At 62.1% G+C, this 26,541-nt stretch carries 25 protein-coding genes and 2 pseudogenes; 10 read left to right on the forward strand and 17 right to left on the reverse strand.

Features of this window, described 5'->3' with window-relative positions; all coding sequences use genetic code 11:
- Window positions 1-53: 53 nt before the first annotated feature.
- The 5 genes from mnmH to AEQ63_RS00145 all read right to left on the reverse strand — a co-directional run bounded on the left by mnmH (window position 54) and on the right by AEQ63_RS00145 (window position 4,526).
- Entirely contained in the window at window positions 54-1,160 is a 1,107-nt protein-coding gene (mnmH, locus tag AEQ63_RS00130; RefSeq protein WP_064361377.1) for a tRNA 2-selenouridine(34) synthase MnmH, read from the reverse strand.
- Window positions 1,160-2,194: a selenide, water dikinase SelD gene (gene selD, locus AEQ63_RS00135; RefSeq protein ID WP_042609115.1), complete on the reverse strand. Its 1,035-nt coding sequence runs from the start codon at window positions 2,192-2,194 to the stop codon at window positions 1,160-1,162. Before selD ends, mnmH begins: the two co-directional genes overlap by 1 nt.
- Window positions 2,195-2,386: 192 nt before the next feature.
- Window positions 2,387-3,343 carry a quinone oxidoreductase family protein gene (locus tag AEQ63_RS00140; RefSeq protein WP_064361378.1) on the reverse strand — a complete coding sequence of 319 codons (957 nt, stop codon included), beginning with the start codon at window positions 3,341-3,343 and terminating at the stop codon, window positions 2,387-2,389.
- Between the two features lie 29 nt (window positions 3,344-3,372).
- Window positions 3,373-3,546 carry a DUF1427 family protein gene (locus AEQ63_RS26985; RefSeq protein ID WP_082367667.1) on the reverse strand — a complete coding sequence of 58 codons (174 nt, stop codon included), beginning with the start codon at window positions 3,544-3,546 and terminating at the stop codon, window positions 3,373-3,375.
- A 212-nt stretch (window positions 3,547-3,758) separates the two neighbouring features.
- Window positions 3,759-4,526: an AraC family transcriptional regulator gene (locus AEQ63_RS00145; RefSeq protein ID WP_064361379.1), complete on the reverse strand. Its 768-nt coding sequence runs from the start codon at window positions 4,524-4,526 to the stop codon at window positions 3,759-3,761.
- Window positions 4,527-4,672: 146 nt separating this feature from the next.
- On the opposite strand from AEQ63_RS00145, the gene AEQ63_RS00150 reads away from it, so the two are divergent.
- Window positions 4,673-4,900, forward strand: a complete 228-nt coding sequence (locus AEQ63_RS00150; protein WP_016775403.1) for a DUF6555 family protein — start codon at window positions 4,673-4,675, stop codon at window positions 4,898-4,900.
- A 48-nt stretch (window positions 4,901-4,948) separates the two neighbouring features.
- Entirely contained in the window at window positions 4,949-5,221 is a 273-nt protein-coding gene (locus AEQ63_RS00155) for a hypothetical protein (RefSeq protein ID WP_064361380.1), read from the forward strand.
- A 22-nt stretch (window positions 5,222-5,243) separates the two neighbouring features.
- Here the strand turns inward: AEQ63_RS00155 and AEQ63_RS26990 are convergent, their stop codons facing one another.
- The 3 genes from AEQ63_RS26990 to AEQ63_RS00170 form a co-directional block, all read right to left on the reverse strand.
- Entirely contained in the window at window positions 5,244-5,411 is a 168-nt protein-coding gene (locus tag AEQ63_RS26990; protein ID WP_080902506.1) for a metallothionein, read from the reverse strand.
- 716 nt (window positions 5,412-6,127) lie between these two features.
- Complete coding sequence (locus tag AEQ63_RS00165) at window positions 6,128-6,580, reverse strand: DMT family transporter (protein ID WP_039763438.1); 453 nt, start codon at window positions 6,578-6,580, stop codon at window positions 6,128-6,130.
- Between the two features lie 3 nt (window positions 6,581-6,583).
- Window positions 6,584-7,069 (reverse strand): DMT family transporter, encoded by a 486-nt coding sequence (locus tag AEQ63_RS00170; RefSeq protein ID WP_064361382.1) that lies wholly within the window; start codon window positions 7,067-7,069, stop codon window positions 6,584-6,586.
- A 113-nt stretch (window positions 7,070-7,182) separates the two neighbouring features.
- Here AEQ63_RS00170 and AEQ63_RS00175 point away from each other — a divergent pair, with 113 nt between their 5' ends.
- A complete protein-coding gene (locus AEQ63_RS00175) occupies window positions 7,183-8,118 on the forward strand; it encodes a LysR family transcriptional regulator (RefSeq protein ID WP_064361383.1) in 936 nt (311 codons plus the stop codon).
- Between the two features lie 200 nt (window positions 8,119-8,318).
- On the opposite strand, the gene AEQ63_RS29190 is transcribed toward AEQ63_RS00175, so the two are convergent.
- The 3 genes and pseudogenes from AEQ63_RS29190 to AEQ63_RS00185 all read right to left on the reverse strand — a co-directional run bounded on the left by AEQ63_RS29190 (window position 8,319) and on the right by AEQ63_RS00185 (window position 11,519).
- Window positions 8,319-9,140: a methyl-accepting chemotaxis protein gene (locus tag AEQ63_RS29190; RefSeq protein WP_370695145.1), complete on the reverse strand. Its 822-nt coding sequence runs from the start codon at window positions 9,138-9,140 to the stop codon at window positions 8,319-8,321.
- Window positions 9,141-9,176: 36 nt separating this feature from the next.
- A pseudogene (locus AEQ63_RS29195) lies at window positions 9,177-10,001 on the reverse strand (cache domain-containing protein); the annotation flags it as partial.
- 201 nt (window positions 10,002-10,202) lie between these two features.
- Complete coding sequence (locus AEQ63_RS00185; protein ID WP_064361384.1) at window positions 10,203-11,519, reverse strand: Na+/H+ antiporter family protein; 1,317 nt, start codon at window positions 11,517-11,519, stop codon at window positions 10,203-10,205.
- A gap of 1,481 nt (window positions 11,520-13,000) precedes the next feature.
- On the opposite strand from AEQ63_RS00185, the pseudogene AEQ63_RS29200 reads away from it, so the two are divergent.
- Both AEQ63_RS29200 and AEQ63_RS29205 read left to right on the forward strand, forming a co-directional pair.
- A pseudogene (locus AEQ63_RS29200) lies at window positions 13,001-13,147 on the forward strand (HAMP domain-containing protein); the annotation flags it as partial.
- Window positions 13,148-13,249: 102 nt separating this feature from the next.
- Complete coding sequence (locus AEQ63_RS29205; RefSeq protein WP_371699990.1) at window positions 13,250-14,005, forward strand: methyl-accepting chemotaxis protein; 756 nt, start codon at window positions 13,250-13,252, stop codon at window positions 14,003-14,005.
- Between the two features lie 247 nt (window positions 14,006-14,252).
- On the opposite strand, the gene AEQ63_RS00195 is transcribed toward AEQ63_RS29205, so the two are convergent.
- From AEQ63_RS00195 to AEQ63_RS00210, 4 genes are read right to left on the reverse strand one after another with little or no spacing between them, the layout of a single operon-like run.
- Window positions 14,253-15,566 carry a sensor histidine kinase gene (locus tag AEQ63_RS00195; RefSeq protein ID WP_042609105.1) on the reverse strand — a complete coding sequence of 438 codons (1,314 nt, stop codon included), beginning with the start codon at window positions 15,564-15,566 and terminating at the stop codon, window positions 14,253-14,255.
- Complete coding sequence (locus AEQ63_RS00200) at window positions 15,563-16,231, reverse strand: response regulator transcription factor (RefSeq protein ID WP_064361386.1); 669 nt, start codon at window positions 16,229-16,231, stop codon at window positions 15,563-15,565. The genes AEQ63_RS00195 and AEQ63_RS00200 overlap by 4 nt, the downstream gene beginning before the upstream one ends.
- A 3-nt stretch (window positions 16,232-16,234) precedes the next feature.
- Window positions 16,235-16,546 carry a PepSY domain-containing protein gene (locus AEQ63_RS00205; RefSeq protein WP_042609103.1) on the reverse strand — a complete coding sequence of 104 codons (312 nt, stop codon included), beginning with the start codon at window positions 16,544-16,546 and terminating at the stop codon, window positions 16,235-16,237.
- Window positions 16,546-16,854, reverse strand: a complete 309-nt coding sequence (locus tag AEQ63_RS00210) for a PepSY domain-containing protein (protein WP_064361387.1) — start codon at window positions 16,852-16,854, stop codon at window positions 16,546-16,548. The genes AEQ63_RS00205 and AEQ63_RS00210 overlap by 1 nt, the downstream gene beginning before the upstream one ends.
- Window positions 16,855-17,117: 263 nt before the next feature.
- Between AEQ63_RS00210 and AEQ63_RS00215 the strand changes: the two genes are divergently transcribed.
- The 4 genes from AEQ63_RS00215 (at window position 17,118) to codA (ending at window position 21,398) form a co-directional block, all read left to right on the forward strand.
- On the forward strand, window positions 17,118-18,197 hold the full coding sequence (locus AEQ63_RS00215; RefSeq protein ID WP_042609101.1) for a hypothetical protein: 1,080 nt from the start codon (window positions 17,118-17,120) through the stop codon (window positions 18,195-18,197).
- 85 nt (window positions 18,198-18,282) lie between these two features.
- The gene (gene queD, locus AEQ63_RS00220; protein ID WP_042609100.1) at window positions 18,283-18,639 is read left to right on the forward strand and encodes a 6-carboxytetrahydropterin synthase QueD; all 357 of its coding nucleotides are present in this window, start codon (window positions 18,283-18,285) and stop codon (window positions 18,637-18,639) included.
- A gap of 237 nt (window positions 18,640-18,876) precedes the next feature.
- The gene (gene codB / locus AEQ63_RS00225; protein WP_064361388.1) at window positions 18,877-20,148 is read left to right on the forward strand and encodes a cytosine permease; all 1,272 of its coding nucleotides are present in this window, start codon (window positions 18,877-18,879) and stop codon (window positions 20,146-20,148) included.
- 14 nt (window positions 20,149-20,162) lie between these two features.
- The gene (codA, locus tag AEQ63_RS00230) at window positions 20,163-21,398 is read left to right on the forward strand and encodes a cytosine deaminase (RefSeq protein WP_064361389.1); all 1,236 of its coding nucleotides are present in this window, start codon (window positions 20,163-20,165) and stop codon (window positions 21,396-21,398) included.
- A 155-nt stretch (window positions 21,399-21,553) separates the two neighbouring features.
- Here the strand turns inward: codA and AEQ63_RS00235 are convergent, their stop codons facing one another.
- Entirely contained in the window at window positions 21,554-22,534 is a 981-nt protein-coding gene (locus tag AEQ63_RS00235; RefSeq protein WP_064361390.1) for a diaminopimelate epimerase, read from the reverse strand.
- Between the two features lie 243 nt (window positions 22,535-22,777).
- On the opposite strand from AEQ63_RS00235, the gene AEQ63_RS00240 reads away from it, so the two are divergent.
- Window positions 22,778-23,929 carry an MFS transporter gene (locus tag AEQ63_RS00240; protein ID WP_064361391.1) on the forward strand — a complete coding sequence of 384 codons (1,152 nt, stop codon included), beginning with the start codon at window positions 22,778-22,780 and terminating at the stop codon, window positions 23,927-23,929.
- Between the two features lie 92 nt (window positions 23,930-24,021).
- Here the strand turns inward: AEQ63_RS00240 and AEQ63_RS00245 are convergent, their stop codons facing one another.
- Window positions 24,022-26,445 (reverse strand): TonB-dependent siderophore receptor, encoded by a 2,424-nt coding sequence (locus AEQ63_RS00245; RefSeq protein ID WP_064361392.1) that lies wholly within the window; start codon window positions 26,443-26,445, stop codon window positions 24,022-24,024.
- Between the last annotated feature and the right edge of the window lie 96 nt (window positions 26,446-26,541).

The raw sequence follows: 26,541 nt of genomic DNA on the forward strand, positions 1-26,541 counted from the left end.
GCGTTCCACCTGTAGGAGTGAGCCTGCTCGCGATGAGGCCGGTACAACCGACGCTAAATCCTCTGACTCACCCGCTCGCGCAAATACTCGATCACCGCCTGACGCTCCCCGGCGAACTCGATCCGCCCGCCCTTCTTCTCGCGCTGGAACACATACATCGGGTCGTAGTACTCACGCAGCAACACGCTTGTCCAATCGCGAAACAGCTCGACCGAACCGCTACGGGCCTGTTCGGCCAGTGCCGCCTCCATCTGCCCGTACAGTCGTTGATAGCGCTCGCCACCCAGGCGACGCTGAATATTGTTCAGGCTGGCAATCAATCGCTCGGCATATAGGGCGAAACCCACCTGCTCGCCATGCAACGCGACGAACTCGGCGTGCAGGTCAATCACGTAATCCTGGAGGATTCGCTCGACCCGATTCTCAAGGCTGTCTTCAAGCCAGACCAGCGGTGCCGCTTGCATGCCCCGGTACAGCGGCAACGGCAAGGCACAGCTGCCGACCACCCGACTCTCGTCTTCCAGGACAAATTGCCCGATCCCGCGGGCGCGCTTTTTCAGCACATCGACAGCCAGGCGATTCTCGAAATCGATGTTGCCCGGTTGCCCGGTGGCGCGCTTGCCGAAACTCGAACCGCGGTGATTGGCATGGCCTTCCAGATCCAGACCATTGCTCAACTGCACCAGCACTTCGGTCTTGCCAGTACCGGTCATGCCACCGAGCAGAACCAGATCGCATTCGGCCACAGCCTGATCGACCGTTTCCAGGAGGAACGTGCGCATGGCCTTGTAGCCACCGCCCACACGCGGGTAATCGATGCCACCTTCGTCCTTGATCCATTGCTGGACGATCTGTGAACGCAGACCACCGCGGAAACAATAGAGATAGCCGTCGGGGTGGTTACGGGCGAATTCGACCCAGCCCTGGATGCGTGCCTCCCGAACCTCGGCCGACACCAGCCGCTCACCCAGAGCAATCGCGGCTTGCTGCCCGTGCTGTTTGTAACAGGTGCCGACCTGTTCGCGCTCACGGTCGTTCATCAGCGGCTGATTGATCACACCCGGGAACGCGCCGTGGGAAAATTCAACCGGCGCACGGACATCCATCATTGGCCGGTCGTTGAGGAAAATATCGCGGTAGTCAGTGCAGTCGCGGAGCATCAGATCACCTCGACTGCGTTCGTCTGTCGCTCGACCAGTTCGCCGATCGGCTCAAGGTTCAGCCCCAGTTCGGCAGCAACGCCGAGGAACTCTTCATTGCCCTCGGGCGTGACCGCAATCAGCAGACCGCCACTGGTTTGCGGATCGCACAGCACGCGCTTGTGCAGTTCCTGCACGCGCCCGACCTTGCTCGAATAGCTGTCGAAATTGCGCAGCGTACCGCCCGGCACGCAGCCCTGATCGAGGTAGTACTCGACGCTGTCCAGACGCGGCACGCGGTCGTAGGCGATGCGCGCGGTCAACTGGCTGCCGTCGGCCATTTCCACCAGATGCCCGAGCAGGCCGAAACCGGTGACATCGGTCATCGCCGTAACGCCGGCGAGCTTGCCGAAACGGCTGCCGGGCTTGTTCAGGGTACACATCCAGTCACGGGCGACACCGACGTCGGCGGCGCGCAATTTTCCCTTCTTTTCTGCGGTAGTGAGGATGCCGATGCCCAGCGGTTTGGTCAGATACAACAGGCAACCGGCGGTGGCGGTGTCGTTGCGTTTCATGTGGCGCTTTTCCACCAGACCGGTAACGGCAAGACCGAAAATCGGCTCCGGCGCATCGATCGAATGCCCCCCCGCCAACGGTATGCCTGCGGCGTCACACACCGAGCGACCGCCACGAATCACTTCCCGCGCCACTTCCGGCGCCAGCACGTTCACCGGCCAGCCGAGAATCGCAATCGCCATCAACGGATCGCCACCCATCGCGTAGATATCGCTGATCGCGTTGGTCGCGGCGATGCGGCCGAAGTCGAACGGGTCATCGACAATCGGCATGAAGAAATCGGTGGTCGACACCACACCGCGCTCGGCATCGATCTCATACACCGCCGCGTCATCGCGCGACGCGTTGCCGACCCAGAGCTTGGGATCGAGGTTCTGTGCGCCGCTGCCGGCGAGGATCACTTCCAGCACCTGTGGGGAAATCTTGCAGCCACAACCGGCGCCATGGCTGTATTGGGTCAGACGAATCGGCTCGCTCATGGGAGAGTCTCTGGCAATGAATGGGGCGGATTCTAGCAGAGCCGGTGCAGGTGGAGACTTTCACCCTGGAACCCATTGTGGGAGCGAGCCTGCTCGCGAAAGCGGTGTGTCAGTCGGCGAATGTTTCACTGATATATCGCCATCGCGAGCAGGCTCACTCCTACATGGGTTCCGTGTGTGTGGGAATGGGCGTCAGGGCAGCAAAATGATCTTGTCGCCGCCACCCTGATTGACCTCTGCATAACGCGCCAACCCTTCCGCCAGCGGCACTTCCACCAGGCCCTGCGGCAGCGGCAAGCGATCCTCGTCGAAGAACCGCCCGAACTGCTCAAGCATCGCCGCGCATTCTTCGACGCCGTACAGCAACGAGTTGATGCCGACCACCGAGCCGCCCTTGCGATACAGCGCCAGCGCCGGCAGTTGCACGTGGCCGTCGACCGGGGCGGCGATGATGGCGATGCGGCCGAAGGTGGCCAGTGCGGCGACCGAGGCCGGCAGCCAGAAACCGGTGGTATCGAAGATCACATCGGCGCCGCCGCGGTACACCGCGTTGACCTGCGCACCCAGCTCGTCAGGCTTGTCCAGTTGAATCGTCTGATAGCCCTGCTTCTGCAAATCCGCCACCTGCTCGGGCCGGCGCGCCGCGGCCAGCAATTGCGCGCCGCGCACTTTCGCCAAGGCCAATGCCGCCGTCGCCACCGCCCCGCCGCCGATCACCAGCAAGCGCGTGTCAGCGCTGACCAAGCTGCGTTCCAGCGCATCCCACGCCGTGGTGTACGGCACGCCGAGGCTGGCGGCCTGGGCGAAACTCAGATGCGCCGGTTTGTGCGCCACGCCATTGGCCGGCAGTTTGACGAATTGCGCATGGGCGCCGTCGGCGAAGAAACCCAGCTCGCGGCCGGTGCCCCAGACTTCCTGACCGATCAACGCTTGCGGTCCCTCGACCACCACCCCGGCAAAATCCCGTCCCGGTACCCGCGGCAAAGTGGTGTAAGGGAAACGACCGAGGACGTTTTTCACATCGCTGGGATTGAGGCCCGCAGCCTTGATCTGCACCAGCACTTCATCGACGCCGGGCACCGGGGTCGGCACGTCGACGAAACGCAGGGAAGACAGGTCGCCGGTCTGATCGAATTGCAACGCTTGCATGGGCACATCCACCGTGAAAAAAGGGAAATTCAGGACAACCAGCCAGCGACCAGTTGCCGGCCCATCGGCCACAACTGCTCACCGGCCAACATGCCGAGCAGACCGACCAGCGCTATGGCCGGCGGTGCGGGAGAACGGAAATCGAGCGCGCCGTAGAGCAGGCCGACGCCCAGGCCAATGGTCAGAGAAATGAGGTAGCTCATGGGGGGAACTCCGCCGCGATAAGTGATGGGCAGAGTCTAGGGAAAGGGACGGAGCGGTATCGGCCAAGGACTTCTGAATTTCGGACAAAACCAAAAGGTAACCACAACGCCCTGTAGGAGTGAGCCTGCTCGCGATAGCGGAGTGTCAGTCAACTCATCAACATCTGAAAGACCGCTATCGCGAGCAGGCTCACTCCTACAGGGGGTTGTGTTCAGCCAGTGGAGAATTGCGAAGGCGCGACGCCCAGCTCTCGGCGAAACATGTCGCTGAAGCTGCTCGGTGAATAGCCCAGTTCACGAGCGATGACGCTCACCGCCACGCCCTGAATCAACGCCGCCACCGCCGTCGCCAGTTGCACTTGGCGCCGCCATACGGCGAAGCCCATGCCGAGGCTGTCCTTGAACAACCGCGCCAGAGTGCGCACGCTGGCCCCGGCGTTTTCCGCGTGCTGCTCAAACGGGATCTCCAGTGACGGCGCGGCCATCACTGCCTGACACAGGTTCATCAGACGCCGGTCGGACTCATCCGGCAGTGGGATCTTCAGTTGCGAACGCCTTGCCCGCCGCAACTCCAGCAACGCCAGCCCGACCAGCGCCTCGTAATACTCAGCCTCGCCATCATCGCCCTGCGCCACCAGCCCGACGATCAACTCGCGCAGCAAACCGCCGACTTCGATCACCTGCACCGTCGCATCCAGCGTCGCCGCCAACGCCGGGCGCAGGTAGATATTGCGCATCTGCAAGTCCGACACCACGCGAATCCCGTGGGGCACCCCCGGCGGCAACCAGACCGCCCGCTGCGGCGGCACCACCAGTGCTTCGTGCGGGGTTTCCACCCACATCACCCCGCTCATCGCATACAGCAACTGCCCCCAGACATGCTCGTGCGGCTCGATGAACAAACCACGCGGGTACGTCCGCGCCAGCGGTTGCACGGGCACATCGGTGTCGGTCAGATCAGGGGGCGCGGCGAGGGCCATGGCGAGCGTTCACAGGGGGTTGGCGAAGCCGCCATGGTAACCAGCACGCCCCGCCCTCGCCAACGATAGATACCGTCGGACAATCCAACTGAATTTTCTCGGCACAGCGCGATCCGTTTAATACCACAGGGAGGAATACGGGCTTTATGAACAACGCAAAACTTTACGTCATCGACTACACACTGCATGGCACCCCCAAGTCGTTCATTATCCGCTCGGACAAAATGGACAACGCCGAAGCCTGGCACTGGGCAAGCTGCGACGCGGGCGTGGGTCGCATCCCGCGCTTCGGCCGCGAGAAAGTGCAAAAGACCAGCAAACCGATGGCAGAAAAATTCGGCCTGGAAAACGTCACCTGGCGCCAGACCAACTGACCCCATCGCCTTCACCGCAGGCTTGGCAATCGCAAGAGGGAATCGACGATGACCGACACTTATCACCCGGCCCGACTGGATTACGGCCTGACCACCTTCTTCGGCCAGATCAGCAAAACGGTGGATTGCGAGGTGGCACTGGAAACGGTGGCGGATGACCCCTACCGCTTCACCTTGTGCGTCCAGGCACCGGTGCCGGAGGATCTGGACCAAGCGAAGATCGTGGTGGTCAAGGTCAAGGGGCGAACGTTGCAAGGCGCGGTGAGGCACTTTGAGCGCCGAGAAGACGACAGTCTGAAAATGGAAGTGGAGCCTGATTAGGCTCCACTTTTTTTTGCCCTGATTATTTCGGATGGGCGCAACCGCAGCCCTTCATCGCACATTCTTCACCGTGCTTGTGGTGATGAGCGCAGGCCTCGCAGCAATAGTGTTTACCATGCACAGCATAGGAATGTTCGCCCTCTTTGAGGGTGCAGTTGCAGCCGGGGCAGTCGCATTTTTTATCGGACATGGGACAGACTCCTTGCGTGGTGGTTGTCTGGGGCTTGAGTGGTAAGCCGTAAGAGACAGTGTAGGAGGTGATTTTGCAGGCTGGGCAATTGATGAGAGATTGGGCGCCGCGCAGATGGCTTTCGCGAGCAGGCTCGCTCCCACAAGAACGACTTCGCGCAGCACAGACCTGCGCATGACATCAAAAGCCCCTCACCCTAGCCCTCTCCCGGAGGGAGAGGGCTAGGGTGAGGTGATTGCAAGAAACCCGCCGACGTGGAATACAGAGTCGAACGCAGATCTGAAAAGCCCAAAAATCGGCCCCCTCTCCCCCGGGAGAGGGCTGGGGTGAGGGGCGAACCCACCAGAAAAACCAAGGCAGGCACCACCCGCTCTTCACCACTCAAAACAATGAGCGCAAGCTCGAGTAGCTTTTGATCTTGATCTCAGAGCCCGTCGGCAGGCTGAGCGGAGGGATCGATCCAGGCGTGGGAGCGCAGCGACCGTACGACGCAGTCGTACACAGCGAGTGTAGGTGCAGCGAAGCAAACCGGAGCCGCTGCGCCAGGATCGGTCCCGCAGCGAAGGAACCCCGAGCCCCAGCGAGCGGGCCGAACGTAAGGGCGAAGACCTTTTGGTTCCTTTTGGGGCGTTTGCCAAAAGGGACTCGCCGTAAGGGCGAAACCGCCAGTCGCAACACCCGCAGCAACGGATATGTACACAATCAAACAAATAAAATCACTGCGCCTGCCGCGAACTCCGATACATAAACACCAGAGCCACCGCCAAACAAACCATCGCCAGCATCCGGCTCGAAGACAAGCCGATCGCCGGATTCCCCAACCAGCCAAAATTGTCGATCAACATCCCCATCCCCAACTGCCCGACAATCACCGCCACGGTCGCCACAGCCGTCCCGACCACTGGCACCGCGCCGACCATCACCATCATGTACACCACGCCAAACAGCGCCCCGGTCAACTGCCACTTCGGCACCTCCAGCAGACTCACCGCCTGCGCCGGCTCGAAAAACAGGATCAACAACCCGGTCACCACCGCACCCACGGCAAAGGTCAGCAGACTGCTACGCAGCACACCCACCGTCTCACCCAAGCGACCATTGATCGCCGCCTGAACACTCAATACCGCACCGGCCAACACCACCACCGCCAGCAAAATCACCAGACCCATCATTCACCCCCGCGCAATCAGAACCAAAGCCACCACAATCAAACCCAACGCCAGCCAGCGCTCGCCGTTGACCTTCTTGCGCGTCGCGCCGAACCAGCCGAAATGGTCGATCAGCACACTCTTGCCGACCTGCCCGGACAAAATCGCAATCATCGTCATGGCAATGCCGATGTGCGGCGTCGCCAGCGTCAGCACCACCACGTAGATCGGCCCCAGAAATCCGCCGATCAACTGCCAGCGTGGCAGTTCGGTCAGCGCCGGACCTTTTCGCGGGCCGGCGAACAGCAGCAGCAAAAACAGAATCGCCGAGCCCACGCCGAAGATGCTCAAAGTTGCCCACAAATGTCCGACCTGCTCGCCCAGCGGCCCGAGCAACCCCGCCTCCACCGACAAGCCCATGCCGGCGAGAATCACCAGCGGCAGCAACAACAGACGTAACACCGACCGCTTCACCGGTGCCGCGACCAACCCCTCATCCAACGTCTGCATACACAACCTTCCACGCTCATAAACAATGGCGCGGATTATCGGCTGGCGCCGCTGTGCGATAAATGGGAGCATCCGGACAACACTTTTGCGCAAAACGCACAGCGAGATACAGCATGCACGGGCTTAATGAACTCGGATTCAAGGCGTTACGGCTGTTTGTAGCGGTCCTCGACCACGGCAGCTTTTCCGAAGTGGCCCGCCGCGAAGGCGTGGCGCCCTCCTCTATCTCGCGGCAGATCCAGTTGATGGAGCAGGCGCTGAATCAGCAATTGCTCTACCGCCACACCCGTGCCGTCACCCCGACCGAAGCCGGGCGCACGCTCGGCCATCATGCGCGGTTGCTGCTGGTGCAATTGGAAGAAGCCGAGCAAGCGTTGCAGGAGCAGCAAAGCGAACCCACCGGACTGGTGCGGATCAACGCGCCAGTGGTGTTCGGCCAACGCCACCTGACGCCGTGGCTGGGCGAGCTCTGCGCGCGCTATCCGAAGCTGCAACTGGACATCCAGCAAACCGACCATTACGTCGATCCGTTGCAGGAAGGCGCCGATCTGCTGTTTCGCATCGGTGCGCTGCACGACTCGAGCATGCAGGCTCGGATCCTCGCTCCGCACCGCTTTCAGGTCGCCGCCAGCCCGGCCTATCTGCAGCGCCACGGCACCCCACAGCATCCCGACGAACTCGCACAGCATCAGTGCCTGGCCTACAAAGGCGCGGCCGGTCAGCAGCGCTGGTTTTTCCGCCGCGAGGGCGAGGACTGGACGCCGTACACGGTCAGAGGCCCGATCACCGGCAACCACGCCGACACCCTCACCCAGGCTGCTCGGCAAGGGCTGGGGCTGGTGATGTTTCCGTCGTGGCTGATTGGCGAAGCGGTGCGCGAAGGCACACTGGTGCCGGTGCTCGGGGAGTATCAGGTGTCGAACAGTCTGGAGCCGCAGCAGATCGCGGTGCTGTGGCCGGGGAGCCGACGGTTGTCGGTGAAGGTGCGCACAGTGATTGATTTTTTTGTTGAATGCTTTGGCGAGATTCCCTATTGGGACAGAGCCTGAAGATCAAGAGCCCCTCACCCTAGCCCTCTCCCGGAGGGAGAGGGGACCAACCGAGGTGTACCCCCCCCTGCATCGACCTGAAAAACCGCGTCGATTATGGATTCAAAGCAGGACTTTCAGGTCGGCGTAATCCCGCAATATCCCCCAATCGGTCCCCTCTCCCTCTGGGAGAGGGCTAGGGTGAGGGGCTTTTCAGGCGATCAGATACGGAACTGACCGACCAGCTTGCCCAGCCGCTGTCCGAGCTCCGCCAGACTGCGCGAGGTCTGCGCACCCAACTGCGTTTCATCGGCGACGCTGTCCACCGCCACGGCAATCTGATGCACGCTGCGGTTGATCTCTTCGGCCACCGCTGTCTGCTCTTCCGCTGCGCTGGCGATCTGCGCGTTCATCGAGTTGATCGTCGCGATCAACTGGGCCATGGCATCCAGCGACGCGCCGGCCTGATTAGCTTGCTGGGAAGTGCCGTCGCCGGCCTCGCTGGAGCGGCGCATCGCCTCGACCGCCTGCTGCGTGCCCGCTTGCAAGCGGTCAATCATGCCCTGGATTTCCTGGGTGCTGATCTGCGTTCGGCTGGCCAGCGCGCGCACTTCGTCGGCGACCACGGCGAAACCACGCCCGGCCTCGCCAGCACGGGCCGCTTCGATGGCTGCGTTCAAGGCCAACAGATTGGTCTGCTCGGCAATCGAACGGATCACCCCGAGCACGCCGACAATTGAACTGACGTCCTGCTGCAGGCTGTCCAGCGACACGCCGCTGTTGCGGATGTCATCGACCAGCGCATGAATCTGTTTGATGCTGCCCGCGACCACGCGCTTGGCGCTCTGGCCTTCTTCGTCAGTCTGCTGGGCGGCGACGGCGGCGTTCTGCGCGCTCTTGGCGACTTCCTGGGCGGCAGCGGACATTTCGTTGATCGCCGTAGCGACCTGATCGGTTTCGTGGCGCTGACGCTCCATGGCCTGATCGGAACGCTGCGCCTGTTCCGAGACCTGGGTGACCAGCCCGGTGAGTTGCGTGGTCATCTCGGTGATCTGCCGCACCAGACCGTGGATCTTGTCGACGAAACGGTTGAACGAGCCGGCCAGTTCGCCGAGTTCGTCCTGGCTGGTGATGTTCAGGCGCCGGGTCAGGTCGCCCTCGCCCGCCGCGATGTCGTCGAGGCTGGCTTTCATTTGCGTCAGCGGGCGCAGAATGGTGTTGGCCAGCAGCATGCCCGCCGCCGCGATCACCAGCAGCACCAACACGGCAACGCCGACGATGCTCAGCACCACGCCTTGCACACGCTCCTGCACTTGCGCTTCGACCTGCGCAACTTGCGCTTCGATGCCGTCGAGGTTGACCGAGGTGCCGACCGCCATGTCCCACTTCGGCAGGTATTCGGTGTAGCCGAGTTTCGGCACCAGCACCTTGGCGTTGCCTGGTAACGGCGAGCTGTATTGCAGATAGTGGGTGCCGTCCTTGGCCACTTTGACCAGGCCGAGGTTGACGTAGACGCCGTTCGGATCGCGGTTGTCCTTGAAGCTTTTGCCCACGCCGTCGGGGTCGTTGGCCTTGAACAGGCGCACGGTCTCGGAATCGTAGCCGAAGAAGTAACCGTCCTTGCCGTAGCGGATGCCCGAGAGCAATTTGATCGCCTGCGCCCGCGCCGCGTCGTCGCCCGGCGCAGCGGCGTCGTAAAGGGGTTTGATCGTGGTCATGGCCACGGCGACGTAACTTTGCAGGGTGGCTTTGGCATCGCTGAGCAGCCGCTCGCGGGTCTGTTCGACTTCCTTGCGCGCCTGTTCCTGGAGGATGAACAGCGTGGTCACGCTGATGACCAGCGCAAAGAGCAGCACCGGCAGAACGGCAAGGGACAGGACTTTAGCCTTGAGACTCAGGCGCATCAGGGGACTCACTCTTTTGATTTTGTTGGCGTGGTTAAAGGCTTTAACGGCACGCCGGGGCAAAAGTTGAGTCCGGGAAATAACCCGATCCCCTGTAGGAGTGAGCCTGCTCGCGATAGCGGTGTATCAGTCAGCGGATGAGGCGACGGATACACCGCCATCGCGAGCAGGCTCACTCCTACAAGGGGGTTGGTGGGCCGTTTAGAGAACCATCGCCGCCACCCAGCCAAACGCCAACAGCGGCAAATTGTAGTGCAGGAAAGTCGGTACGACGGTGTCCCAGATGTGGTGATGCTGGCCGTCGATGTTCAGGCCGGAGGTCGGGCCGAGGGTCGAGTCCGAGGCCGGCGATCCGGCGTCACCCAACGCACCGGCAGTGCCGACGATGCAGACGATGGCGATCGGACTGAAGCCCAGTTGCACGCACAGCGGCACGAAAATCACCGCGAGAATCGGCACGGTGGAAAACGACGAGCCGATGCCCATGGTCACCAGCAGCCCGACCAGCAACATCATCAGGGCACCGACGCCCTTGCTGTGATCGATCCACGCCGCCGAGGCTTCTACCAGGGTCTGCACTTCGCCGGTGGCCTTGATCACTTCGCCGAAACCGGACGAGGCGATCATGATGAAGCCGATCATCGCCATCATCTTCATGCCTTCGGTGAACAGATCATCGGTCTCGCGCCACTTGACGATGCCCGATGCCGAGAAGATCAGAAACCCGGCCAGCGCACCGATAATCATCGAGTCCAACAACAGCTGAATGACGAACGCGGCGGCGATCGCTACACCGGCAATCATCAGGCTCAGCGGGTTGTACTGCACCGCGGTCTGCTCGACCTGTTCGATCTTCGCCAGGTCATAGACGCGCTTCTTGCGATAGCTGATAAACGCGATGCCGAGGCCGACCAGCATGCCCAGCGCGGGAATACCCATGGCATGGGTGACATTGATACCGCTGATGTCGACGCCGCTGCGCGCGACGTTGGCCAGCAGGATTTCATTGAGGAAGATGTTGCCGAAGCCCACCGGCAGGAACATGTACGGAGTGATCAGGCCGAACGTCATGACGCAGGCGATCAAACGGCGATCGAGTTGCAGCTTGGTCAGTACATAGAGAAGCGGCGGCACCAGCAGCGGAATGAACGCGATGTGGATCGGCAGGATGTTCTGCGAAGCAATCGCGACCACCCAGAGCAGGCCGATCAACAGCCATTTGACGTTACCGCCGCCCGTCGCGTGTTGCCGGTCCACCATGGCCAGGGCCTTGTCGGCCAACGCATGGGCCAGGCCGGATTTGGCGATCGCCACGGCAAAAGCGCCGAGCAAGGCGTAGGACAACGCCACCGTCGCGCCGCCACCCAGGCCGCTGTTGAACGCCTTGAGCGTCGCTTCGATGCCCAGACCACCGGTCAGGCCACCAACCAGCGCCCCGACGATCAGCGCGATCACCACATGCACGCGCGACAGGCTGAGGATCAGCATGACGCCGACGGCTGCTATGACTGCATTCATTTCACTACCTCAAAAAACACTGCGGGTGAAAACACACCGCCAGACAGGATGAGTCCGCCCGGAATTGGCCGGCGGATTTGCAAAGAGGGTCTTATTAGAGGGCGCGCACTGTGCCGCAGCGAACAGTCCTTGTCAAAGTCACACGGCCCTGTAGGAGCTGCCGAAGGCTGCGATCTTTTGATCTTGTTCCAGAGCAAAAACGCAAGATCGCAGCCTTCGGCAGCTCCTACATGGATCGCATGCGCAATTGGTCATATTGCGCTGGAGGGATAAAGAAAGCGCAAACGCAGCCGCTACAGTGCAAAGTCTCAGATATTTATCGGATAAGGATGTTTTCCATGTCGCTCAGACAACTTTCCATCCAATGGAAAATCACCCTGCTCGCCGGCCTCTGCCTGGCCGGTATCGTGACCCAGTTGGTCGGTCTTTCGCTGTATCGCATGGAACACAGCTCGGCGCTGGTCAAGGCCTCGAGCATGGAGATGCTCACCGAATCGGCGCAGGCGCGGATCGAATCGCAAGGTGAAGTGCAGGCCGCCGGCATTCGCCAGCAGTTCATGGACGCCTATCAGTACGGCCACGGTTTCTCGCGGCAGGTGCTGTTCTTGCGTGAACAGGCCGAGAAGCGTTTTCTCGATGCTTTCGACCTGCGCGAGGACATGACCCGTCAGGTCAAGTCCGCGCTGCAGGCCAACCCCGACCTGCTCGGCCTGTCGCTGGTGTTTGAAGCCAACGCGCTGGACGGCAAGGATGAACTGTTCGCCGATCAGGCTGAGCTGGGCAGCAACGACAAGGGCCGTTTCGCCCTGTACTGGTCGCAGCCGACCCCGGGCAAAGTCACCTCGATGGCGCTGCCGGAAAGCGACATGAGCGACACCAGCACCGGCCCCAGCGGTCAAGCCGCCAACGCCTGGTTCACCTGCCCGCGCACCACCCTCAAACCCTGCGTGATCGAGCCGTACTTCTACGTCATCGACGGGCAGAAAGTGCTGATGACCAGCATCGTCTTCCCGCTGCAGGTCAACGGCAAAGTCATTGCGTCGTTGTCGGTCGACATCAACCTCAACAGCCTGCAAGCGATCAGCCAGAATGCCAGTCGCAAACTTTATGACGGTCAGACCGCGGTAAGCATCGTCAGCCCTGCCGGCCTGCTCGCCGGCTACAGCCCGGATGCCGGCAAGCTCAGCCAGCGCCTGGATGCGGTGGATCAGGCCAGCGGCAGCGAGTTGCTGCGCCTGCTCGCCTCGAGCACTGGCGTGAGCAGTCTGCACAGCAACGGCCAGTTGAAAGTGCTGTCGCCGTTCCAGCCGATTCCCGGCGGGCCGGCGTGGGGCGTGTTGTTGGACGTGCCGGAAAAAGTCCTCGTCAGCCGCGCCGAAGCGCTCAAGCAGCAACTGGATGCGAGCAATAATTCGGGCACGCTGATCGAACTGAGCCTCGGCCTGCTCGCCGCGCTGATCGGTTTGCTACTGGTGTGGTTGATGGCGCGCAGCGTGACCAAGCCGATCCTCGGCGTCGCGCACATGCTTGAAGACATCGCCAGCGGCGAAGGCGATCTGACCCGGCGCCTGGCCTATGACAAGCAGGACGAACTCGGGCAACTGGCCGGCTGGTTCAACCGTTTCCTCGACAAGCTGCAGCCGATCATCGCCGAGGTGAAACGCTCGGTGCAGGACGCGCGCAATACCGCCGACCAGTCCTCGGCCATCGCTACCCAGACCAGCGCTGGCATGGAGCAGCAATACCGTCAGGTCGATCAGGTCGCCACCGCCTCCCATGAAATGAGCGCCACTGCGCAGGACGTCGCACGCAGCGCCGCGCAGGCCGCCGAAGCCGCCAAGGACGCCGACCGCGCTACCCGCCAAGGCCTGACGGTGATCGATCGCACCACCGCGAGCATCGACACCCTCGCCGCCGACATGAGCGCAGCGATGGTGCAGGTCGAGGGCCTGGCTGCCAACAGCGAGAAGATCGGCACGGTGCTGGAAACCATTCGCGCAATCGCCGAGCAGACCAACCTTCTAGCGCTTAACGCTGCCATCGAAGCGGCCCGCGCCGGTGAAGCCGGACGCGGTTTCGCGGTGGTCGCCGACGAAGTGCGCAACCTCGCGCGCCGCACCCAGGAGTCGGTGGAGGAAACCCGCCAGGTCATCGAGCAATTGCAGAACGGTACGCAGGAAGTGGTCGGCTCGATGGGCAACAGCCATCGTCAGGCCCAGGGCAGTGTCGAGCAGGTGGGCCAGGCTGTAACGGCGCTGCGGCAGATCGGCGATGCGGTGACGGTGATCAGCGACATGAACCTGCAGATCGCCAGCGCCGCCGAAGAGCAAAGCGCGGTGGCCGAGGAGATCAACAATAATGTGGCGACGATTCGCGATGTGACCGAATCCTTGTCGGGACAGGCGAATGAATCGGCGCGGGTGAGCCAGTCGCTCAATAGCCTGGCGAACCAGCAGCAGCGGCTGATGGATCAGTTTCGCGTTTGATCTGAGATTGCGGGGTGTCAGTCAGATTCCCCCCTCACCCCAGCCCTCTCCCCCAAGGGGGGCGAGGGGGAAAGGGAGCCGATCTTCACGCCATTCAAACCTGAGTTCGGCTCGGTACTCAGATCACGGTGATGCTTTCAAAACCTGAGTTCGGCTCGGTATCTCACGTCGGTGTACCTCGAATAAACACCTCGGTCAGTCCCCTCTCCCTCCGGGAGAGGGTTAGGGTGAGGGGCTTCTAAAAGGCTCACCGCCGAGGCAGCTCGATCACCACCTTCAACCCGCCCCACTCGCTCTCGCCCAACACCAGCAAGCCGCCCCAGGTATCGACGATGTCCCGCACGATGCCAAGGCCCAGCCCATGCCCGTGGGTCTGCTCATCCAGCCGCGTGCCACGACTGAACACCTGAGCGCGTTGTTCCTCGGGGATTCCCGGCCCGTCATCTTCCACGCTCAGGGCAAAGCCGTCAGCGCGCTCGATGACGCTCAAGCGCACCTCGGCATCGGCCCATTTGCAGGCGTTGTCGAGCAGGTTGCCGAGCAGTTCCAGCAAGTCCTCGCGATCCCACGGCAGTTGCAGGCCCGGCGGTGCGACGTAACTCAAGGCCAGGTGTTCGCCATGAATCATGTTCAGCGTCGCCAGCAACCCCGGCAGCTCGGCATCGCAATCGAACAACGCGCCGGGCAGCGCATCACCGGATAACCGCGCCCGATTGAGTTCACGATTCAGGCGCTGCTGCACCTGCTCCAGTTGTTCCTTGAGAATCCTGCGCAGCTCGGGATGGTCGTCGAGCTTGTCGCTGGAGGCCAGGCTCAGCAGCACCGCCAATGGTGTTTTCAACGCGTGGCCGAGGTTGCCCAAGGCATTGCGCGAGCGCTTTAGGCTGTCTTCGGTGTGGGCGAGCAAATGGTTGATCTGCGCCACCAGCGGTTCCAGTTCCACCGGCACCTGATCGTCGAGTTGCGAGCGCTGGCCCTGCTGCAACTGAGCGATCTGCTCGCGCGCGCGCTCCAGTGGTTTGAGGGCGCGGCGCACGGTCAGGCGCTGCAGGAACAGGATCAGCAACAACGCCGCCAGCCCCAGGCCGAGGCCGATCTGGCGCATGCGCTGGAAGCTGTCGCTGACCGGCGTGTAATCCTGGGCGACGCTGATCGAGATCGACTGGCCCAGGCGCCGATAGTCCGAACGCAATATCAGCAGGCGTTGCCCGCCGGGGCCCAGTTGCAGGTTACTGTGCAGCCCCGGGTGGTCGAGCAAGGGCAGATCCTGATCCCATAACGAGCGCGAGCGCCAGTGACTGTCAGAGAAGTCGATGCGAAAGTAATGCCCGGAAAATGGCCGCTGATAGGCCGGCGACAGATGCCGCTCATCCAGCTGCAACCCTTGCGGGCCGCGCACCAGCGCCACCAGCAGGCTTTCGCTGTCATTGCGCAGGCCGGCTTCGAGGTAGCGCTGCAAGCCGACTTCGAATAACCACAGGCTGGTTTGCGCCAGCACCAGACCGACGATCACCATCACGCTGATCAAACCCAGGCTCAACCGGCGCTGGATTGATCTCATGAAGCTTGCTCGCCGAACAGGTATCCCTGACCGCGACGGGTTTCGATGACGCTTTTGCCGAGCTTGCGCCGCAGGTGATTGACGTGGACTTCGAGGACGTTGGAATCGCGCTCGGTCTCACCGTCATAGAGGTGTTCGGCGAGGTGGCTTTTCGAGAGGATTTGTTCGGGGTGCAGCATGAAATAGCGCAGCAGGCGAAATTCGGCGGCGGTCAGCTGGATGTCGGCGCCGTCGCGAACCACGCACTGGCGGCCCTCGTCCAGATGCAGGCCCGCGGCTTGCAGGGTGGGCTGGTTGGACTGGCCCTTGGAGCGGCGCAACAGCGACTGAATACGCAGGAACAGCTCTTCCGGGTGAAACGGTTTGGTCAGGTAATCATCCGCGCCGGCCTTCAGGCCTTCGATGCGCTCGGCCCAGGAATCGCGCGCGGTGAGGATCAGCACCGGTATCGCCAGACCGGCCGCGCGCCACTGCGCAAGCACGTCCAGCCCCGGTACGCCGGGCAGGCCGAGGTCGAGAATAATCAGGTCATAGGGCTCGCTGCTACCCTGATACACCGCGTCACGGCCATCGGCCAGCCAATCCACCGCGTAGCCCTGGCGCTGAAGGCCGGCGAGCAATTCGTCGGCCAGCGGTACGTGGTCTTCCACCAGAAGCAAACGCATCGATCAATCTTCCTTGTCTTTGACTAACTCGCCGGTATCGGCCTTCAAGTGCAGCTCGCGCGCCACGCCTTCGACCGTCAGCAATTCGACTTCGTAAATGTACACGTCGTGTTTTTCTTCCAGCTCGACTTCCAGCAGTTTGGCACCGGGGTAGCGATCCATGGCCTGCTGCAGCACTTGCTCCAGCGGCAGGATCACGCCATCACGACGCAGGGCCAGTGCCTCGTCCTGATCAAGGTCGCGGGCCATGGCAGTGGTGCAGAACAACACCAGCGCCAGCGCCGTCAGGCGGGTGGCGCGAATATTCAGCTTCATTACGTATCCTGATGATCCCTGAGCACTTCACCATCTACCGCGTTCAACTCCAGATCCCACTTCACACCTTTCGGGTCGCGCAGTTCGATCTGGTAAATGAACTTGCCGTACTCTTCCTCCAGCTCGGTTTCGGTGATTTCCGAACCGGGGTGTTTTTCCAGCGCGATGGCGTTGAGCGTCTCGAAGGAGACGATAGTACCAGCGTCGCGCAAACGAAGCGCTTCGTCAGGCCCGAGATCGCGCGCGTGAGCGGTGCTGGCAGTGAGGCCGATGAGCGAGGCAGTGGTCAGGGCAGTCAGGGTTTTCATGGTGTCTCCGAATTCTTATATGTTGCATACGGTGGGCACCTTAGCGGGGTCAACTTAACTGAAACTGAATGGCCATCATTGTGCCCTTTTCATTACCAATCCACCGCCTGGAACAAGACTCTGCAGGAGTGAGCCTGCTCGCGATAGCGGTGTGTCAGCCAACACATCTGCCACTGATGCACCGCTATCGCGAGCAGGCTCACTCCTACAAGGGTTCGCAACATCGGCTTATAATTCGCAGCTTGCTAACGATCGAGACCGGTATGACCGCCATCCACATCAAGTTCCCCGCCCTCACCCTCAAGGCCGGCCCGCGGGCCATGGCGCGGATTCGTGCGCAGGGCTTGCACGCCGCTGACGTCGGCACCCTGCCCGGTGCGGCCGGTGGGCCGAAGGCGCTGGGGATTCAGGGGCTCGATCTGGCGTTGTTCGGCGAGTGGCTGCCGAGTGCGCCGCGCGAGCGTTCGCTGATCGGCGCCTCGGTGGGTTCCTGGCGCTTCGCCAGTGCCTGCCTGCCGGACGCCGCCGAAGGCATTCGCCGCCTCGGTCAGCTGTACGCCGAGCAGAATTTCAACAAAGGCGTGACCATGGCCGAGATCAGTCAGAGCTCGCAGCGCATGCTCAACGACCTGCTCGACGGCCGCGACGCGAGCATCCTCGAAAACCGCGATTACCGCCTCAACATCATGGTGGTGAAAAGTCAGGGCCGCCTCGCCGAAGACCATCGCGGGCGCCTCGGTCTGGCACTCGGTTCGGTGATCGCCGACAACCTGCGCGGGCGCGCCCGGCTGTCGCGGCACTTCGAACGGCTGATCATCCACGATCCGCGCCTCGCCCCGCCGCTCGATGCCTTGACCGATTTCCCCTCGCGCTTCGTTGCCCTCAATGCCGGCAACCTGCGTCAGGCCCTGCTCGCTTCGGGGTCGATTCCGATGGTCATGGAAGGCGTGCGCGACTTGCCCGGCGCCGGCGCAGGTACGTTCCGCGACGGCGGCCTGCTCGACTATCACCTCGACCTTCCCTACAGCGGCGACGGCATCGTGCTTTATCCGCACTTCACCGATCGGGTGATCCCCGGCTGGTTCGACAAGACCCTGCCGTGGCGCCGCGCCTCGGTGCAGCGTTTGCAGGACGTAGTGCTGGTCGCGCCGTCGAAGGAATATCTGGCGCGCCTGCCCTACGGCAAGCTGCCCGATCGTAACGACTTCAAACGCTTCATGGGCGATGCGCCGAGCCGGCAGAAATACTGGCACGCGGCGATGGACGAGAGTCGCCGACTGGGCGATGAATTCCTCGAACTGACGGCCAGCGGTCGCCTCGCCGACCGCTTGCTGACCCTTTAGTCAGCACGGCCAAAGACAAGCTGATAAACTCGCCGCCTGCCCGAATCGCTGCGGCGAACGCCATCTGAACAGAGCCGAAAATACCGTGGAAATCTTCAAAGAGTTTACCTTCGAATCCGCCCACCGCCTGCCCCACGTCCCCGACGGCCACAAGTGCGGACGCCTGCACGGTCACTCGTTCAAGGTCGCGCTGCACCTGAGCGGCGACCTTGATCCGCACACTGGCTGGATTCGCGATTTCTCCGAGATCAAAGCGTTCTTCAAGCCCCTTTACGAACGCCTCGACCACAACTACCTGAACGACATTCCAGGTCTGGAAAACCCGACCAGCGAAGTGCTGGCCAAATTCATCTGGAACGAGATGAAGCCGTTGCTGCCGGAACTCAGCGCGATCCGAATTCATGAGACGTGCACCAGCGGCTGCATTTATCGCGGGGAATAAGCCACACAGACACCTCTGTAGGAGCTGCCGCAGGCTGCGATCTTTTGATCTTTGTTTTTTACAATCAAAATCAAAAGATCGCAGCCTTCGGCAGCTCCTACATTGGGCTTCGGTGTGGTCAGGTGCACCGTTTTCGCGCCTGACTTCGCCGTGTCGTCTATACATACCCAGCCCGACCGCGTTTGGCACGACCGCTGCAACCCTCCTGCGTCTTCCCCTTCCAGCAAGGACTGCCCCATGACGCAGAACGCCTCCGGCAACGATTACCCGCTCAGTGAAGTGCCGATGCACGCGCGCAAAGGCCTGGCCTCTACGGCGATGGTGTTACTGGGTTTCACGTTTTTCACCGCGACCATGTTTGCCGGCGGCAAGCTGGGGGTCGCGTTCGGTTTTGCCGAGATGATGGCGGTGATCATTGTCGGCAACCTGTTGCTCGGTCTGTACGCCGCGGGCCTGGGTTACATCGCCTTCAAGAGCGGCCTCAATTCGGTGCTGATGGGGCGGTTCTGTTTTGGCGAAGTCGGCAGCAAGCTCAGCGACCTGATCCTCGGTTTCACTCAGATCGGCTGGTACGCCTGGGGCACGGCGACGGCGGCGGTGGTGATCGGCAAATACTTCGATCTGAATGAGGCCACGGTGCTCGGCCTGATGGTGTTGTTCGGTCTGGGCTTCTGCGCCACGGCGTACATCGGTTATCGCGGACTGGAAATTCTCTCGTACATCGCGGTGCCGGCGATGATGTTGCTGCTGATGCTGTCGATGTGGGTAGCGACGGTGAAGGTCGGCGGCTTCGAAGGTTTGCTCAGCGTGATACCGACGGGTTCGCTGGATTGGTCGACGGCGATCACCCTGGTGTTCGGCACTTTCGTCAGCGGCGCTACGCAAGCCACCAACTGGACGCGATTTTCGCGTTCGGCGCGGGTGGCAGTGCTCGCCAGTCTGATCGGCTTTTTCATCGGCAACGGCCTGATGGTGCTGATCGGCGCATACGGCGCGATCGTCTATCAGCAGCCGGACGTGGTTGAAGTGCTGCTGTTGCAGGGCTTCGCCATGGCCGCGATGGCCATGCTCTTGCTGAACATCTGGAGTACGCAGGACAACACCATCTACAACTTTGCCGTGGCCGGCTGCAACCTGCTGCGTACCGGGCGGCGCAAAACCGTAACCCTCGGCGGTGCGGTGATTGGCACCCTGCTCGCCCTCCTCGGCATGTACGACATGCTGGTGCCGTACCTGATCCTGCTCGGCACGGTGATTCCGCCGATTGGCGGGGTGATCATGGCTGACTTCTTCTACCGCTGGCGCGGGCACTATCCGCGTCTGGCCGACGCACGGTTGCCGGCGTTCAACTGGCCGGGGCTCGGGGCCTATGGGGTGGGCACCGTCGCTGCGTTCAGCTCGCCATGGGTCGCGCCGCTGGTAGGGATCGCCGCTGCCGCGCTAACGTATGTCATCGTCACCGGTGTGCTCGGCGCCCGTCGCCTCAGCGCACCACTACAAGACCTATAAAAAGGATTCGCCTGATGCACATCATCAACGCCCGCCTGCGCAACCAGGAAGGCCTGCACGAATTGCACCTCGAAGACGGCCTGATCCACAGCATCGCCCGCCAGACCGAAGCGCCGACCCTCGGCCCGGATGACCTCGATGCCGGCGGCAATCTGGTGGTGCCGCCCTTCGTCGAGCCGCACATTCACCTCGACGCCACCCTTACCGCCGGCGAGCCGCGCTGGAACATGAGCGGCACGCTGTTCGAAGGCATCGAGTGCTGGGGCGAGCGCAAAGTCACCATTACCGAAGAAGACACCAAGACCCGCGCCAAGAAGACCATTCAGGCGCTGGCCGCCCACGGCATCCAGCATGTGCGCACCCACGTCGACGTCACTGACCCGCAACTCACTGCGCTCAAAGCCATGCTCGAAGTGCGCGAGGAAAGCCGCCACCTGATCGACCTGCAAATCGTCGCGTTCCCGCAGGAAGGCATCGAGTCGTTCCGCAACGGTCGCGAGCTGATGGAGGAAGCGATCCGCATGGGTGCCGATGTGGTCGGGGGCATTCCGCATTTCGAATACACCCGCGATCAGGGCGTCAGTTCGGTGAAATTTCTGATGGACCTGGCCGAGCGCACCGGCTGCCTGGTCGACGTGCATTGCGACGAGACCGACGACCCGCATTCGCGCTTCCTTGAAGTGCTCGCCGAAGAAGCGCGCAGCCGCGACATGGGCGCCCGCGTCACCGCCAGCCACACCACGGCGATGGGCTCTTACGACAACGCCTACTGCGCCAAACTGTTCCGCCTGCTCGGCCATTCCGGGATCAGTTTTGTTTCCTGCCCGACCGAAAGCATCCACCTGCAGGGACGTTTCAACAATTTCCCGAAACGCCGCGGCGTCACCCGCGTCAACGAACTGCTCGAAGCCGGGATGAACGTGTGTTTCGGCCAGGATTCCATCGTCGATCCGTGGTACCCGCTGGGCAACGGCAACATCCTGCGCGTGCTTGAAGCGGGTCTGCACATCTGTCACATGCTCGGTTATCGCAACCTGCAAAGCGCGCTGGACCTGGTCACCGACAACAGCGCCAAAGCCATGCACCTGGGCGAGCGTTACGGCCTGGAACAGGGCCGCCCGGCGAACCTGCTGATTCTGTCGGCGGACAGCGATTACGAGGTGATCCGCAGCCAGGGTCTGCCGCTGTATTCGATTCGTGGCGGCAAGGTGTTGATGAAACGGCAGATGCCGGTGGTGGAGTTCAGCTGAGAATTGCGCTGAGTCGAATGCAAATATTCCATTTGCCGCAAACCCTGTAGGAGTGAGCCTGCTCGCGATAGCGTTCTTTCAGTCGATGGAAATGTGGCTGACACACCGCCATCGCGAGCAGGCTCACTCCTACAAGAGCATCGCTAGTGGCCGAATCAAGCGATCAACCGCGCCGTGCCAAACAATCTGACGCGCAGCAACTCCCCTTCTGAAACCTCAAGCAAAACCGGTGCAGTGCCGCCAGGCATGATCACTTGCACTTCCCCCGCCTCAACCCAACCCACCCGCCACGCCGCACACGCCACTGCGCTGGCACTGGTGCCGGATGACGCGGTCGGCCCCTCGCCGCGCTCGAACACCCGGGCAAGGATTTGCTGCGGTGACGCCAGCGCAGCCCATTGCAGATTGACGCCCGCCGGGCAGGGATTGCCGGCACCGGTGGGCATGGCATAGGCAATTGCGGTCAGCCGTTCGTTCAGGGGCGATTCACGCATCTGTTGGTTGCCCGGCAACGCGGCCGCATCGCTGAGCAGCGTTACGCAGTGCGGATTGCCGATGCGCACGAACTGGCTGTGGGTCCAGTCGGGATCGAGTTGTGCCAGGGGCCGGACATGACTGACGTCACGGTGATTGAAGTGAACGCTCTCAACTGACTGCGCCCCCACGGCTTGCGCGCCGAATCCGGGCTGACCGAGATCAAGCCAGAAACCGCACACGCCTTCGACCTCGGCCGGTTTCACCGAGGTTTCCAGCGCCTCGCCCTTGTCATGATGAACGCGCAACACTGCACCCTGCGCCGGCATCAGGCCTTGCTCGGTCAGCGCCTGAGAAAAAATCGTCAGGCCGTTGCCACTGCGTTCGGCGAGGCTACCGTCGGTGTTCACAATCAGCACATCGAACGGTGCAGACCTCTGAAACGGGCCGATCAGCAGACCATCGCTGCGGTGCGGTTTGCTGTTGGCCGGGCGCTGGCCGTCGGGCCAATGGCAGCACAGGGCGATGGCGGCTTTGCTCCATTGCTGCCGAGACGTGGCACATTCGGCGGCGCTGGCCGGCAAAGCAATCCCGGCCTCGCGCAAGGCTTGGGGTGAGACCACAGCGTAGATATTGCCGCGTGCGTCGAAGAAGCTCGTCATGCCTTGGTCCCGTATTCCGTGCTGGCGAAAATCCAACTGTAAACCGCAATCCCCTGTAGGAGTGAGCCTGCTCGCGATAGCGGTGTGTCCGTTAAAAAATTGTCGATTGACACACCGCTATCGCGAGCAGGCTCACTCCTACAGGGTAGGATGTTCACCGTTATGCCCCGAAGGCCTGAGATCGAACCTCAACGCCGTCAGAATGTCACTCGGGATGCAGTTGTTTTTTTGCCAAGGATCGATATGACCAGCCTCAACCCCCAAGACACGTTCGTCCCCGGACGCCTGGAACAGATGTCCACGCGCGTCGCTTTTTTCATCGCCGGCCTCGGCATCGCCGCGTGGGCGCCGCTGGTGCCGTATGCCAAGGCGCGGGCCGGGCTGGATGAGGGCACGCTGGGGTTATTGCTGTTGTGCCTGGGCGTCGGTTCGATTCTGGCGATGCCGCTGGCGGGAATTCTTGCCACGCGTTTTGGTTGCCGACGTGTGGCCACCGGCGGCACGTTGCTGATCTGCGCGGCGCTGCCTTTGCTGGCGACGGTATCGTCGATCCCGGCGCTGATCGCCACGCTGTTCATGTTCGGTGCCGGCCTCGGCACGGTGGATTCGACGGTGAACCTGCAAGCCGTGATCGTCGAGCGCGCCAGCGGCAAGCACATGATGTCGGGCTTCCACGGCTTGTTCAGCCTCGGCGGCATTGTCGGTGCGGCGGGCGTCAGCGCATTGCTCGGCCTCGGCCTGACGCCGCTGGCGGCGATGCTGGTGGTGGTGGTTTTGCTGATCGGCGCCTTGCTCAAGTGCGTGCCGCACATGTTGCCCTACGGCAGTGAAAGCTCCGGCCCGGCCTTCGCCATTCCCCACGGCATCGTGCTGTTTATCGGCGGCATGTGCTTCATCGTGTTCCTCACCGAAGGCGCGGCGCTGGACTGGAGCGCCGTGTTCCTCGCCCAGGAACGCGGAATCGACACGGCGTACGCGGGAATGGGTTACGCAGCGTTCGCCCTGACCATGACCGTCGGACGTCTGCTGGGTGACCGCATCGTGCGCAAGCTGGGTGCCACGCGGATCATCCTGTTCGGCGGGCTGTTGGCTGCGACGGGGTTGTTTCTCGCCACCTTCGCGCCGAGCTGGCAAGCGGCGCTGGTCGGTTACGCGCTGGTCGGCGCCGGTTGCTCGAACATCGTTCCCGTGCTGTATACGGCAGTGGGCAAGCAGACGGTGATGCCGGAAAGCATCGCGGTGCCGGCGATTACCACGCTCGGCTACGCAGGGATTCTCGCCGGGCCGGCGGTGATCGGTTTTGTCGCCCATGCCAGCAGCCTGAGTTTTGCCTTTGGACTGATGGCGGTGTTGCTGGTCGCTGTGGCGATCGGTGGGAAAGTCCTGAAGGTCTAAAGCAAAAGATCGCAGCCTTCGGCAGCTCCTACAGGGGATCGGCGAACATCCTGTAGGAGCTGCCGAAGGCTGCGATCTTTTGATCTTGTGTTTTAAAAACCGACGCTGGCCTGCACGAAGAACGTGCGCGGCGCGCCGACATACATCCCCGAGTTGTTGTCGCTGGAGCGGGTGAAGTACTGCTTGTCGAAGACGTTTTTCACCCCGGCGCCGAGCTTGAGATTCGACACCTGCGGGCCGAAGTCATACCCGCCGCGCACGTTCCAGGTCACGTAACCCGGAATGTCGCCATACTGCCCGTCCGCTGTGCCTTCGGTGATGTAGTTGCCGTTGAAGCTGCCATCGGCATTCACACCGGTGCCCGGCGAACGTTGTTTCGATTGGGCGAAGCCGTCGATGTTCCAGGTCCAGCGATTGATGTCGTAACGCAACCCGACCGTGGCCACCTGCCGCGAATAGAACGGCAGATCGCGGCCCTTGAAGCCGGGAATCTCGCCTTCATAGGTGGCGCGGGTGTAGGTGAAGCCGGCATTGGCGGTCAGGCCATCGAGGCGCGGGTCGAGTGCCGCCATGTCGTAGTGCACGGACGCTTCGATGCCCTGGTGCTTGGTGGCGCCGAGGTTGGTCCAGCCAACGTCGTTGCTGATGTATTGCAGCTCGTCGTCGAAGTCGATGTAGAACAGCGTCACTTCGCCGCCCCAGACATCATCGTTGTAGCGCGTGCCGATCTCGTAGGTCTTGGCCTTTTCCGGCTCCAGACCGTTGGCGGTGCTGTCACCCGAACCGCCCTGGCCCAGCTGGAAATACTGCAGGCTGCCGAACGAGGTCTCGTAATTGGCGAACAGCTTCCAGGCGTCCGACAGGTGATACATCACGCTCAGCGCCGGCAGCGGTTCGTTGCTTTCGATGCTGCGGTTTTTTTCCGGGACCGGCCGGCCGGCCGTGTCGAGCACGGCGCGGTCATGCCAGTCGGTACTGATGTGTTCGAAGCGGATGCCCGGCGTGATGGTCCAGTTGCCGACGTCGATCTTGTTGTCGACATACACCGAGTTGGCCTCGGTGCCACCGGTGCGATCCTGGAACACATGGCCGTCGGAGGTCGGTGTGACCACCGGCTGGTTGTTGACCAGCGCCAGACGGCTGGATTCTTCGTGCATTGCTTCTTTCAGATAGCGATAACCAACGCTGACTTCCTGGGTGGTCGGGCCGACATCGAACACTCGCGACACGCGCGGTTCGATGCCGAGGGTGTAATAGGAACGCGGGTACGAGCTGAGGGTGCGCTGATCGCGCGCGGCGATGGTACTGCCGCGAAAGCTGTCGGTGTAATAGGTGAGGATCTCCGCCTGAGTGCGCTCATCGATCTGGCGAATCCACTTGAACGACACGTCTTTGCGCCGGCCACTGAACTGATCGTAGTCACGCACCGACTGGTACGGCTTGTCGTCGTACTGACGCTGGGTCAGGCCGCCGGGCATGTCGGCGCTGGCGTCGTAGTAGTGAAAATTGAGACTGAAATCATCCTGATCGGTCGGCGCCCAATGCGTCTTGAGCAGCACGTCGTCGATGTCATTGCCGTTGTTGCGTTCGCGATAGCCGTGGCCGTTGACGCCGGAGTACAACAGTGCGACGCCCATGCCGTTGTCGGCGGTGCCGCCGAGGAACGCCGTGTCGATGTGTTTCCAGCCGCCGTACTGCGTGGTCTCGAGGGTGGTGCCGATTTCACCGGTGGTTTTTTCCGGAATCGCACGAGTCACGAAGTTGATTACGCCGCCGACGTTCTGCGGCCCGTAACGCACGGAACCGGCGCCCCGCACCACGTCGATGCTGTCGAGATTGCCCGAGGAGATTGGCGCCATCGACAGTTGCGGCTGGCCGTACGGGGCAAACGCCGCCGGCACGCCGTCGATCAGCACGGTCGAGCGTGGCGACAGACGCGAAGTCAGACCGCGCACGCCAACGTTGAGGGAAATATCACTGCCGCCGGTGCCGTTGGAATCCTGTACCTGCACACCGGGCACGCGCTTGAGCACGTCGCTGACGTTCATCGCGCCCTGCTCGACCATCGCTTCGCGGCGAATCACCGTACGTGCGCCGGGATGGTTCTGCACCACCGCCGCATCGGCGTCACCGAGCCAGTCGCCGACCACTTTGATGTCGGTCACGCCGAGCTCCAGCGGACCACTGCTGGCAGAAGTGGCGGCCGGTGCGAGCGTCACCGAGCCTTCATTGATCTGGTAATCGAGGCCGCTGCCCTGCAACAACTGGCGCAGCGCCTGCTTCGGCGAGAGGTCGCCGTCGACCGCTGGCGCCTGTTTGCCAGCCACCAGCTCAGGGCTGAAAAACAGCTGCAGCGAGGTCTGCTGGCCCAGCTCGCTCAAGGCCTGGCCCAGCGGCTGCGCGCGGATATGAATGGCTTCGGCGGCAAACGCCAACGGCATCGCCGTGTTGACCGCGAGCGCCAGCGCCAGTGGCAACCAAGGGGATTTTTTATTGTGGGTTGTGGTGATGTTCACGTCGTACGGAGTCCTGTGGATCGCAAGAGTGTGCGGCTGTTAATGCAAACCAGTTGCAGTTGAACAGGAAGACGCTGAACGGGGAAAAAACCTGAA

The sequence above is a fragment of the Pseudomonas sp. RIT-PI-o genome (assembly GCF_001297215.1).
Taxonomy (GTDB): Bacteria; Pseudomonadota; Gammaproteobacteria; order Pseudomonadales; family Pseudomonadaceae; genus Aquipseudomonas; species Aquipseudomonas moraviensis_A.